Annotated in this window: 12 protein-coding genes; 2 read left to right on the forward strand and 10 right to left on the reverse strand. The window is 44.9% G+C overall.

What is annotated here, in order from left to right; genetic code table 11:
- Window positions 1-398: 398 nt before the first annotated feature.
- From ACNAZ4_RS07515 to essC, 8 genes are all read right to left on the reverse strand, one after another.
- A complete protein-coding gene (locus tag ACNAZ4_RS07515; RefSeq protein WP_415813610.1) occupies window positions 399-701 on the reverse strand; it encodes a pore-forming ESAT-6 family protein in 303 nt (100 codons plus the stop codon).
- 30 nt (window positions 702-731) lie between these two features.
- Window positions 732-1037 (reverse strand): WXG100 family type VII secretion target, encoded by a 306-nt coding sequence (locus ACNAZ4_RS07520; RefSeq protein WP_415813611.1) that lies wholly within the window; start codon window positions 1035-1037, stop codon window positions 732-734.
- A 28-nt stretch (window positions 1038-1065) separates the two neighbouring features.
- Window positions 1066-1257, reverse strand: coding sequence for a hypothetical protein (locus tag ACNAZ4_RS07525; RefSeq protein WP_415813612.1), 192 nt, complete (start codon window positions 1255-1257; stop codon window positions 1066-1068).
- Window positions 1258-1260: 3 nt separating this feature from the next.
- The gene (locus ACNAZ4_RS07530) at window positions 1261-2667 is read right to left on the reverse strand and encodes an Mbeg1-like protein (RefSeq protein ID WP_415813613.1); all 1407 of its coding nucleotides are present in this window, start codon (window positions 2665-2667) and stop codon (window positions 1261-1263) included.
- Window positions 2668-2673: 6 nt separating this feature from the next.
- A complete protein-coding gene (locus ACNAZ4_RS07535; RefSeq protein WP_415813614.1) occupies window positions 2674-3414 on the reverse strand; it encodes a hypothetical protein in 741 nt (246 codons plus the stop codon).
- 179 nt (window positions 3415-3593) lie between these two features.
- Window positions 3594-4334, reverse strand: coding sequence for a hypothetical protein (locus ACNAZ4_RS07540; RefSeq protein WP_415813615.1), 741 nt, complete (start codon window positions 4332-4334; stop codon window positions 3594-3596).
- 123 nt (window positions 4335-4457) lie between these two features.
- A complete protein-coding gene (locus tag ACNAZ4_RS07545; protein WP_415813616.1) occupies window positions 4458-4709 on the reverse strand; it encodes a methyltransferase in 252 nt (83 codons plus the stop codon).
- Window positions 4702-9321: a type VII secretion protein EssC gene (gene essC, locus ACNAZ4_RS07550; protein WP_415813617.1), complete on the reverse strand. Its 4620-nt coding sequence runs from the start codon at window positions 9319-9321 to the stop codon at window positions 4702-4704. Before essC ends, ACNAZ4_RS07545 begins: the two co-directional genes overlap by 8 nt.
- A 410-nt stretch (window positions 9322-9731) precedes the next feature.
- Here essC and ACNAZ4_RS07555 point away from each other — a divergent pair, with 410 nt between their 5' ends.
- Window positions 9732-10070 carry a hypothetical protein gene (locus ACNAZ4_RS07555; protein ID WP_415813618.1) on the forward strand — a complete coding sequence of 113 codons (339 nt, stop codon included), beginning with the start codon at window positions 9732-9734 and terminating at the stop codon, window positions 10068-10070.
- A gap of 204 nt (window positions 10071-10274) precedes the next feature.
- On the opposite strand, the gene spoIIID is transcribed toward ACNAZ4_RS07555, so the two are convergent.
- A complete protein-coding gene (spoIIID, locus tag ACNAZ4_RS07560; protein ID WP_031307660.1) occupies window positions 10275-10547 on the reverse strand; it encodes a sporulation transcriptional regulator SpoIIID in 273 nt (90 codons plus the stop codon).
- A gap of 395 nt (window positions 10548-10942) precedes the next feature.
- On the opposite strand from spoIIID, the gene ACNAZ4_RS07565 reads away from it, so the two are divergent.
- Window positions 10943-11731, forward strand: a complete 789-nt coding sequence (locus tag ACNAZ4_RS07565) for a LysM peptidoglycan-binding domain-containing protein (RefSeq protein WP_415813619.1) — start codon at window positions 10943-10945, stop codon at window positions 11729-11731.
- Between the two features lie 89 nt (window positions 11732-11820).
- Here the strand turns inward: ACNAZ4_RS07565 and ACNAZ4_RS07570 are convergent, their stop codons facing one another.
- Complete coding sequence (locus ACNAZ4_RS07570) at window positions 11821-12486, reverse strand: 3'-5' exonuclease (protein WP_415813620.1); 666 nt, start codon at window positions 12484-12486, stop codon at window positions 11821-11823.
- Window positions 12487-12530: the final 44 nt, after the last annotated feature.

A 12530-nucleotide genomic window follows, 5' to 3' on the forward strand; every position in this document is an offset into this window, starting at 1 on the left:
AATTTTGAATTTATGTATGATTTTCTTTCCGAAAAGGGCTCGTTTTCTGGATTTATCTAAATTAATTACATTTAGCGCACTCTAATTTAACGTTTATCCAGCCTATTTAACGGTTAGAGAAATTAATTTAACGGTTGGCGCAATTTATTTAACGGTTAGAGAAGCTTATTTAACGGTTACATAGCTTTTTTTACCGGTGATCATAGTTTATCTAGGGTTAGCAGTAACCAGCGTATTTTTATAATCCATCGGCAAGTGAATAATCCCCGTTGGATGCTGGATAATCCCCGTTGAGTGACGGATAATCCCCGTTGCAAAAATCCACTCGCTGAAAGGGTACATTTTACAGAAGGGCAAACTGCACATGCCGCTTGCCCCCTACCCTCTGTAATAAGTGATTACTTGAAAGAGCTGGCGTTGTTGTTGATTGCTGTTTCTGCGGTGTTGTAGTTTGTGACAGTGTTATCCAAGAATTTGGCGTAGCTGTCGACGACCTGGCGATATTCTTCAAATCGTGGTGCGAGTGAGTTGAAGTTGCCGCGGATTGTGTTGGACGCATCAGAGTTCCATGATGACGAAAGTGCGTTCATGTCCTTCTTGATTTCTTCCAACCTAGTTGATAATTGCTGGTTCAGCGTGCGAATCTGGCCCGCCGTTTTGCTAACCTCGCCGAGCGAGATTTTGATTCCATCTCCTGCCAATGTATTTCACCTCCTGGGTTATGTTATGGATTAGTTGCTCAATCTCTTAGCCTGGTTAATGACTTCAGATTGAGTGTCGCGGTATGTTTTCGCACTCATCTTCAGGAACTCAGAGTATTGTCTCATCAACTGAGTCATCTTTTGGAAGTCGTCCATGAAGCCTTTGATCTGTGCAGTGTATGCCTGGTTGTCGGCACCTTGCCACGCTGCAGCCATCGCTTCAACTTCACTGAAAAGAGCTTTGTAGTTTCTTTCATAGTCAGCTGCCTGCTGGTCAATCTTGTTAGCAGTCGTTTCAAGCCTCGCTGGTTCAACAGTGATTGATCTTGCCATCATTTTTCACCTCCTTTCAAGTCTGATAGAGTCATATTCTTCTTAACTTGTAGCTTACGTAGCGGTACTTTTCCGCGGAGCGGCGCAAGCCCGAGGCCGCTTTTACCGAGCCGATTCCCTTGAATTCATGCCCTACGCCATTTGCAATTTCATCAAGCTCCCTGGCAATCGCGTTCGCTTCGTTGGCAATCCTGTTAATCTTGCTTCTCACTTTTGCATCCATTGTTTACCCCCTGATCGAACCGGCTTTTCCGGCGAGATAGGATTCATTCCTTTGTAAAAGCTCTGCCGTACGGTTTAAGTAATTGATGCTTTCCGGAATCCTGAAGTCGAACGACGTGCTGATATCGGCAGCAAGGACATTATCCAGTCCGGCCAATCCCGCTTCCCAGTAAAGATCATCAATCATGTCATTGAGCTGCGCGATCCGCCTTTGGACCGAACGGAGACGGTTGGCGTAGTAGAACAGCCTTGGGATGTCTACTTTTATATAGGGTTCGATTGGGAAGTTGTTTCCGTTAAGGCCGTCTATAAAATTGCCGATCTTAACGGCTGCCTTCGATATAAGCTCGGCAAAGAAAGAATTTACCTTTTCCTCGAATTCCTTCTTGGCTTTTGCCAGTCCGACGACAAGCTTCACCGTCTGTTCCCGGATTAAATGGGCGGCTGCTGTCATCGCCTTGGCTGTGTAATGCATAACAGCTACCGCAGCATTAGCGACTACGTAAGCCGCCTTATAAGCTCTTATTGGAGTGGAGTTAGAAAGCTCACGGAAGATGTCTTCAAAGATCATATTGTTTAGGACAGACCTGCCAAAAGATTGACCATTCTCATAGACTTTGAAATTGCCATTCTCATCGAATCCAGCACTGCTCGTCAATGAATGAGGATAGAATGGTTTTTTAATATCATAATCTTCCTTAATACCAATCGTTTTATCGACATACGGTACCTTCCCAAGCTGCGAGACAGGATCATACGCATAGACGATGAATTCATTCCGGTCTCCCATCAACGCCTCTTGTTCCTTCTTGGATAGAGACCACCAATATAGTGGAGCAGCATTTATTACGTATGCCTTGGTGTTATCATCAAGGTTGTTGATAAAAACGTAATCCGCCAAATTGCCACCCTTGGAATGGCCAAGCAACAGCCTTTCACCCGATGCATCTCCAAGATATTTTTGATAAAATTCATCTGCTTCTTTCTGTTGCTTGATTTCCACTCCCATTGAAGCATCAAAGTTGGATGTCCAGTCAGTCCTTAAGTGACCCATATCCCCCATCGGTTCACTACCCCTGAATACTGCTGTGGCATTGCCTTCATTATCTTCAAATGCATATCCTACAAAGCCAGAGTTTGATTCACCTTTCACATTATTACCTTCATTAGGATTATAGTTTTGATAACCCTTCAAGGAAATATTGTTTAAGTTTGAGGTGTCTAATTTGTTTCCATTTATAAAAGCATTGATTTCTATATAACTTGCTTCATCTGGATCTGCATTTCTTTTAGCTAGGTCCCATACTTGCTTAATGGTCAAATTTTCAGGAAGTTTTTTTGGCGGCAAATCATAATAAGATAGCATCAACAATATGTTTTTTTCTTCTTCGGTTAATTTGTCGATAGACAATCCTGATCACTCCTCAAAATTTTCGTAATAATCAGCTATGTCTTGAGGCGAATTTATTTCTCGCAGATTATCTACCAGAATTGCTCCATATACTTTAGCATCAAGATTTGACCATGGAAGGTTGTTTACATTGGCCGTCCTGATATAATCAGAAATGTTTTCAGACTCATCTACAAATCCCACCGCAACACCATAGTACTCTGTGTTTTCTTCTTTCAACATGTTCAATACGTTATATATGGGTTCATAATATTCTTCAACATTTGGTTCACCTGCTGTTTTGACAGCAATATCAATAGTGACATCAACATTATCAATTCCATTTTTCATGAACTCATCAAAAGAAATATTTTCGTTGATTGAATCGTATGTGTCTCTTTCAGCCGAGACGATAGCCTTATACTCGATTCCTTTTCCAAATTGCTCCAAAATTTTGTCTTTATACTTTTTATCAAGCTCAGCCGACCACTTGGAGAGAGGATACGTATCGTAGTACACATCGTCTTTACTCCTGCTCTCGCCGGCAAGAAAAACTAATTCTGATTTCCCATCGGGATGTGCTATAACCTTGTCTTTCCCGTACATTTCCGGAAAAATGACACTGCCTTCTTTTATACTTTCAATTTCAAACTTTTCACCATACTTCTCTTCTAAATGCTCAATTACCTTACTCTCCGAACTCATACACCCCGCACCTCCCATAATCACGAATAGAATTGCCGCAGCCAGCATAATCCATTTCTTCAAGTTCTCCACACCTTCCATTTTTAAAACAGGAGCGGTCAGGTTTATGAAAAACCGCCCCCAAGGTCATATGTTCAAATTCTGTGGACCGTACATCGTCTCCACGTCGCACTTTCCGAGACACGAGAACCGTCCCTTTGTCGCATTTCTCTTCATCAGTTAATTGATCAAGGGACATAACATCACCCCTCTTGCGGTTGATAATATTCTTTGATCTGTTCAGGGCTGCTAATATCCATTGAATCATCAACCATAATAGTTCCGTACACTTTAGCATCAAGATTTGACCAGTCAATATTGTTCACATTAGATGTCCTCATATAGTCAGATACATTTTCAGAACGATTTACAAAGCCGACAGTCACTCCGTAATATTTCGCATTAGATTCTTTTAGCTCGTTCAGCAATTGATATACCGGCTCCAAATATTTCTCCACTTCCGGTTCTCCGTCAGTCTTCACTGCAATATTTAAAGTAAACAAAGCACCATTGTCTTCTGTTTGTAAAAAATCAGTGACAGATGAATCTTTCTTTTCTGCAGTGTATTTCTCTTCTTCCACAAACAGCATTGTCTTGAATTGAACATCTTCATTGAACGCCTGGTTCACCTTATCCTTATAAAGCTGGTCAAGCTGGTTTGACCATACTGATAAAATATAGGTGTCATAGTATACCCCATCTTCATTTCTACTTTCACCTGCAAGGAAAACAAACTCAGGCTTTCCTTTTGGATGAGCCATCACTTTGTCTTTTCCATACATTTCAGGAAAGATAACACTGCCTTCTTTTGTGCTTTCAACCTCAAATTTTTCATTGTATTTCTCTTCTAGATGCTCCATAACCTTACTCTCCGAACTCATACACCCCGCACCTCCCATTACTGCGAATAAAATCACCGCAGTCAGCATGATCCACTTCTTCAAGTTCTCCACACCTTCCATTTAAAAAGGGAGGTCCGGTTTATGAAAACCGCCCCCAAGGTCATATGTTCACATTCTGTCAGACGTCGCACTTTCCGAGACACAAGAACCGTCCCTTTGTCGCACCTAAATCAGCATCAACTTTGCCCCGTTCATCAACCCGTGTTCTTCGACAGTCTGGTTGATGTTCAGGATGGTGCCGGTCTTGCGGTCGCAGAGGATGGTGTCGTGTGTTGCTGAGAAGTATCCTTGTGATAGTTCGGTCATGGTGCCGGCGAGCAGGTAGACGACTTCGTGCAGTTTGCTCTCTGGCGGCAGGAAGACGTCGTATGATTTTTCCGAAGCCGGGATGAAGACCTCAACGAGCACCTTATCCATGGTAAGCTACCTCCTCTTGCATGCTTTCTACTGAGGTTAACAGCTTCACGAGTGTTGCTTTTCCTTTTGTCACGACATAGCCGAAGCCTGGCGGGATTTCCTGGTACATATCGTTTGTCACCTTGCCGAGCTTCATGATGTACTGGTCGGTGATGCCATTGCCTGCCCAGATGAAATCGCTTAGCGATACATGCTGTTTGAACCAGGCTTCGAATGAAATCGAGCTCAGTTTATCGGCACTGTCTGAGATGATCAGGTTCACATTCAGGCCATTGCCTTTTTCAAGGAAGACCTTGAGCTTATCCTGGCCATCCGGCGACAGATACATCATCAGATCGTTGAAGGAATCGATGATGCAGGTGATGTTGCCGAATACCGGCGGCTGTTCGCCTGCTTCGATCGCATCCTTCGTCGTATTGTTGCGGTGGACGAGCGTGTTGAACAGGTAGACGATCGTGTCTTCGAGTTCAGCTGGCTCAGCGATATACTTGTAATCCTGCGTGCGGCCCGCCGCAAAGTGCTCGTTAGGGTCGATGACGATCAGCTCCCTGCCTTCTGAAGCGGTGAAAATTTCAGCGGCACCCTGCATGAAGTTTGAGCACTGGTCGTTTTGCGAAGCAGTGACGACATTTATATAATTGCCAAGGAAATCGAAGTATGCTGTCTTCAGCGAGTTTTTCTCGATCCCTACCGGTACTTTGTTGCTGGTCATATTTTTTGCTTCATCACGCAGATAGTTCACATCCACTTTTTCCGGCAAAATTGGGACGCGCTTTGCGGCTGGCTGCGTCCAGGTTTCGCGCAGTTCCTTGCAGTAGTCCGTGATGAAGGTGTACATATTGTCTATATCGCTTGTGATATGGGCCGTCTGGAATTCATAGGTTGAATCACTCTTGAAAATCCCGCGTCCCTTCGCTTTGGATGGGTAGACTCCGTCTGTATTGCCCAGTACGCCCGAGTATTCACTCTGGTCATTCAGCTGGAGCACATACATCTGCTTGAAGTTCTGCAGCAGCCTGTAGCGTATCGCCCCCGTATTGATCGCGGTGACGATGAAGTAAATGCCATACTTCAGGCCCTCGCGCGTCAGGAACGAAATCCCTTCCTCGAGCTCCTCGAACATCTCGGAGAACGCTGCGTAATTGTGGATCGCCACTACAATCGATGGCAGACTCTCACCCGACATCTCGTTGTAGGTGGTAAAATCGCCGCCGTAATTCGAAAGCAGCTTTTTCCTCCGTTCAATCTCGCCGGTCAGCATCTTGAACAGATTGTAGATCTTCTCGCTTTCATGCGACAGCATGACATCGCCGACATGCGGTGCTTCGCGGAACCAGACCAGTGTCTCAGAACCGAAGTCAAGCAGGTAAAAATTCACTTCGTTCGGCGTATGCTCTTCCATCAAGGAGTAGAGCATCGTCGTCAGGAAGGTCGTCTTGCCGCTGCCGGCGATTCCGTAAATGACGGCATTTCCTTCCTCCGTGATCGGCATCTTCATGACCAGCTGCCTCTGGTTTGCCGGATCATCGTATTCGCCGATGATCGGATTCAGATGGAAACCTTGCTGGACGACACCATATTTCTTCTTCAGCTTATCAACGTAAATGAGTTCAGGAATCGGCTCTAGCCACAGCTGGCGGACTTTGATGTTCTCCTGCTGCGCCATTTTCGCCAGGTATTCGGTAATCTCATCGATTTGCTTCGGCGGATTCTTCACAGTCGACTTGCGCTTATCGATACGGGCATTCTTGATGACGCGGCCGAGGTCATCGATGACGACGACACTGTCATCCTTATGCTTTTCGACTCTGTCGGACGGATAGTACGGTGCACCTGCCCATGCAGATTGCCCGAGCTCGAACAATTCATTGAAGCCGACCTGGAGGTAGAAACGTCCGGTCTGCTTCAGCTCCGCGGCGTCTGGACGTTTGATGACTTCCATACTATCCGCTTTTTCCTGCACCTTCAATGAGATACGGAATCTACTGTTGCTCCAAATCTGGTCATCGACGACACCCGATGGCTTCTGTGTCGCAAGGATCAGGTGGACGCCAAGGCTTCGGCCGATGCGCGCCGCACTGACAAGCTGCTCCATGAATTCAGGCTGCTGGGCCTTCAGCTCGGCAAATTCATCGGAAATGATGAACAAATGCTGCAGCGGCTCTGTTACCATGCCTTCGCGGTATAGTTTCTGATATTTATAGATATCGATATTGCTCTGGTCAACAACCCGACTCGTTTCGCTAAAAATGGCCTGGCGGCGCTTCAGTTCACTCTGGATTGAAATGAGTGACCTGTTGACAGCAGCTCCATCAAGGTTGGTGATGGTACCTGCCAGGTGAGGCAGGTCCTCGAATGCGTTCGCCATGCCGCCGCCCTTATAGTCGATCAGGATGAACGCGACTTCATCAGGATGGTAATTGACCGCAAGCGATAAAATGAACGTCATGATGAATTCACTTTTACCGGAACCGGTCATCCCGGCAATCAGGCCGTGCGGTCCGTGGTATTTTTCATGCAGGTCGATCATGAACGGGTCGCCCTGTGTATCGACACCGATTTGCGTTTGAATCGTATGGACCGGATTGTTTTCCTTCCATTTTGTCAGCGCATTGAGGTGCTCTATTTTGCCAACGCCAAACATTTCCAGGAATGTCAGCATATCCGGGAGGGTATAAGCCTTCTGTGAGGTATTCAGCTGGATATTGGCCAATTTTACTGCCAGCTCTTCAGCATCCGCCTCCAGATAGCTGTCAGCATTGAAACCGACATATTTCCCAGAAATATCGTCCTTGTCATAGATTTTCGAAAAACTCTTGTCGAGCTCGATGACATTTGTGCATTCCTTTGGCAGGTTTTTCAGTTCATCATAAAGTGTGACCAGGCTGATTTTGATATTCTTCTTTTCTTGTAAAACAAGATTGATCATCTCGGCCTTTGAAGCGAGGCTCTTGCTCATCGAGAACACGATATAATGCTTGTCGAGCTCCGCAAGATCTTCCTCATCAAGCGCCTGGCGCGCACTGATTTCTTTTTCAAAGTAAGCCGAAAGCTCCTTGATTTCATTCGAATCAGTGGCGACGAAACGGATCGTCTTGCCGTCATCCCAGACATGCGGCAGCCACTTCACGAAATTCCATGTATCATGCTCATGTTCATCGTAAATGAACACCAGTTTCAGTTCGTCATAGCTATGTAATGCTGTCAGCTGGAAAATCAGCCCCTGGACGAAGCTTTTCACTTCTTCCCTTCTGCCGATGATCCCGCTGATCCGTTCTTCCGTCAGGTCGACCGTGACCGGAACGTCTGTTAAAATCTGCGGCTTCTCCACAATCTGATACAGCTCATCCTGAAGATTGTCATCCTCAAGCATGAAGCGTTTTTCCGGATATTTGATTTCTGCATTCAGCGGCAAATCGCCAATCCCAAGGCGCACTTTTAAAAAGTCATTTTGCCCGATTCCGCGCTCCCACAGATTGCGCTGGCGGCGCTTGATCCTTGTCAGGCAGTTTTCCAGCGTGACATGGTTTTCGAACAGGATCTCGCTCTGGTGCTTGCACTCATCCGCAATCACCTGCTTCATTTCTGCAAGGTAATTCAGATACTTTTCCTGGCGGATGCCTTCAAGCTTGATGCGGCGCTTTTTCTCGTATCGTTTTGTTAAAATCGGCCAGAGTACGGTCCCGACCATCATGCTGATTGACATCACCAACGTCGGCATCGCCCGCATGATATCCCCATCAGTACTCATTACGTTTTGCAAGACCAGGAGACCGGTAAACAGGGAAGCCATCCCCATTGTGATAGACGGACCCAGCAAGAGCATCAACGGCGTTTCATCAGGATTCTGCTGTGATGGAGGCGGATCGATTTTAATGGTCGTTTCCTCTATATCACGCTTGAAGCGCGGCGAACGGTAAAACAACTGATCATTTTCTTCTTCAATATGTATTTCATCGAGGTTGATTTCTTTTTCTACTACCGGCTTTTCAGCAATGAAGGAATTGAACGCGTTCCGGTCAAGGAATACTGATTTATGTGGATTGTTCAGCGACAACAGGCGGCCGTTGAAGATGATTTTAAGGCCCATGATGAAAATGACATCGCCAACAGCCAGCGGCTTTTCCTTGATTCTTTCGCCATTGACATATGTGCCGTTTGAACTGTTGAAGTCCTTGATCACAGCATCGCCGTTGCTGCTGTATTCGATGACGCAGTGCGAACCGGAGACCAATTTGTTTGAAAAACAAATCTGGCTGTCCTGGGAACGTCCGATTTTAATGACATTGGTAGTTGCGATATGTTTAGTGAATTCATTGCGGTCCGCCGTTTGCGGCTCGACATAGACTAACGCGGATTGATCATCGTTGCGGTGAATACTATAGGTTTTGAATGGTTCGATGAGGACCTTGGATTGTATTTCGTTGGCGGTATTCTTGATGAATGCATGCTTATTGGACTTCAGGTACCACTGGCCGTCTTCCGCTTCCACCGCCAGCATATCGACCGGATTGTGCTCCTGGTCTTCCGTTTTCAGTATGTATCTTCCTGTGACTCGTTCAGGCAACACGAGATCGAATACCCGATTCCGGTCAAAAAGTGTTAAAATCACCTCAAAACCTCCCCAGCCTTAATATGTATATTTCTACAGTATGTATAGTGGTAATTTCATATTTTTTACCATTTTATCTCAAAAAGTGTAATTTTACATCAAACCTTAGGTGCATCTCTAAATATATAAACATCTTACAATATCAGGAATTATATTCAACTAATTGCCCCCTTAATTGGAAAAATAGGGATATTAGTCCTGTTTTTACTTACCATATGTAAGTAGTGAAGAACCTGAAAAGTGCCAACTGGCTCAACACAGCGATAAAACTAGTCCTTTTTACCCCGATAAAATGTAATTTAAACCCCAATTCAACTAAAAAAATCCAATTTTATTTTTATAAATCATTGGGATTTTTTTCAAATACATACTATAATCAAAGAATCTAAAAATATGAGCAGGTGATCCAGGTGAAAATCAATGTGAGCCAGGCGTATGCACAGGCAAATAGAATCAATGAATACGCACAGGAATTGAATGAGGTCAAAAGCAGGCTGCAGGACTTCAAGGGGAATCTTAACAGCAGCTGGCAGGCCCAGGAAATGGTGTATATCAATAACGCAATCAGCAGCATAAGCAGGGAAATATCCGAATTGCAGACGCTTCTTTTCTCCATTGGACCGGATATCGTCGCAGCAGCGAGTGAAATCAGAAAGGAAGAAGAGGCTCGGGAAGCAGCGGAAAAGGCAGCCGCTGAACGCGCAGCTGCCGAACGGGAAGCAAGGCTGAAGAATACCGGCATGCGGTAAGACGAACACAGGGGCACAGCCTGTCCCTTTTTCCCCATAATAAAAAGGCGGCAGCCTCCGCTATGTATCAAAGCAGAATCATACACGCCTTTTGTGGCGATGCCCGGCTTCTCTGGATCTAAGCTGGGCATTTTTTTTGGATTTGCCGACAATAATGATAAAGCTGAATTACGGTCCCTCCCATCTGCTTCAGTCGAATTTTTTTCACTTCACAGGTTCTTCTTCCCTTTCCTCTTTGCGGTATTTCATTTTTGTTGCTTCCCCGCCTCTAAGGTGACGGATGGATTTATGATAATCAAGGATCTCTTTTACTTCGTTGGCAAGGTCAGGGTTGATCTCAGGCAATCTTTCTGTCAGGTCTTTATGGACTGTACTTTTGGATACGCCAAACTCCTTCGCTATGACGCGAACTGTTTTTCTCGTCTCCACGATATACTTTCCAATCTTGATTGTTCTCTCTTTGATGTAATCGTGCACACCACTCGCCCTCCCTAAATTGGATGTGAGAAGTGTGAAATGAGACTCGCTTTTATCTGCCAATACTGTTTTCCGCGAATGATTTCCCATCGCGGCAGAAGGAGGCTCCTTCTGGATATTACTATGATTAATCATGTCCCCGGCTGAATTCTCATATTGTTCAAACGATTCCTCACCTCAAACACTCTCTTTGTCAGGTTTGTAACAGTTTATTAGCTTGGTTGAGGATATATGCAAGAAAAAAGCAATAGGGACAAGGTTTTGGAAAGTTTTTTGAAAAATTCAACTATTTTACTCAGAAAAACTTTCCTGTTTACCCATATTTATGTACATAAAAACCTGTTTTCTTACGAATTTTTGTAAAGGAGTTATTTTTCATTGGGGGAGAAGCCGACTTGATTACCTACAGACAAACTAGAAAACAGAGAATCAGAAATGAAAAACGCAGAAAAACATTGAAAAGGAACAGGAAATTGATTGGTGCGGCGTTAGCCGGATCGGTTGCGGCAGGCTTGATGCTTGGTTTCGCTCAAAAGAAGACAGATGCGATCGGGTCATTTTATACTGTAAAAAAAGGAGATACCCTGTACAGCCTGGCGAAGCAATATGATACATCGGTTAAAATGCTAAAGGAAGTGAACTCATTATCTTCCGATTTCATAAAGGCCGGCCAAAAACTTGAGGTACCTGTAGAGACTGGAGCAGGAGTCTATGTTGTCAAAAAAGGAGATACATTGTTCTCGCTTGCGAAAAAGTATGGAGTCACGGTGACAGTTTTGAAAAAGGAAAACAAATTGATCACAGATTCCATCTATGTTGGACAGGCCTTATCCGTACCGGCACATATTTATGATCAATATGAAGGAATGTATGTTGTCAGCGCTGGTGACACATTATTCAATATCTCACAGCGTTTTGATGTATCGATGAAGGAATTGAAGTCAGCAAATGGTTTGAAACACGATATGGTATTGATTGGGCAAAAGCTGGAAATTCCGAGTGAATCAGAATGGATGGTAGCCAGTATTAACGGAGCAGCCGACAACTTCACTGTCGAGTTCGAAGCTGATGGCAAGGCGATTCCCTTGAAAGTATCATACGGTACAGCCAGGAAATATCAAGAAATGGCCGGAAAGCAAGTTCTTGTTACTTTTAGAAATGGCGCCTTGATTAGCATGCAATAAAGCGAAGGACCCGTGGCGATATGCCACGGGTCTTTATTTTATATCCTTAAAAATCTCCATATCGCTGACCGATACGCAATGCAATGCTATCAAAACTGCATCGAACGCATCTGGCTGTCGGTCGCTTTGATCAGCTCGCCCCAGGTCGTGTATCCTCTGTCCTTAAACTGCTGCAGGAGCTCAGTGAACAGATACGCTGTCGTCAATGCGTCACCGATGGCGCTATGGCGGTCATAAATCCTTGTCCCGAATGCCATGGCGTATCGTTCCAGATCACGCATATCGTAGGAAGGAGCAATAAAGCCGATCAGGTCGAGCGTATCGATGGTAAACAGCTTTTTCAGCCCCAGCTTTTCCCGTTTCAGCTCGCTTTTCAGCACGAGATGATCGAAGCCGACATAATGGCCGACAAGGCAAACTGTTTCATGAGATTCGATGTAATCAAAAAAGTCAGAGATTGCTTCAGATGCCTTCGGAGCGCCAGCCACCTTTTCATCGGTTATCGACGTCAGTTCAATTATTTCCCGAGAAATTTGTCGCTCAGGGTTCACATATGTCTGAAACCGGTCATTTTCCATCACCTTCACGCCTTTTACCGGAACACCGCCAATTTCAATGAGCCGATCAGTAGTCGCCACCTGAAAACCAGTCGTCTCCGTGTCGAAAACAATAAAAGAAAGATCATCGATTATAGTCGATAAAGGAATCTTCTCATACAAAAGCGGGCAGGAAATACTCCTTTTTTGAAAAAACATGCCAGCCTCCTTTCCACTCACAACATCGGTGCCTGTCACCACCC

This window comes from Mesobacillus thioparans, from assembly GCF_965138835.1.
Classification (GTDB): domain Bacteria; phylum Bacillota; class Bacilli; order Bacillales; family Cytobacillaceae; genus Mesobacillus; species Mesobacillus thioparans.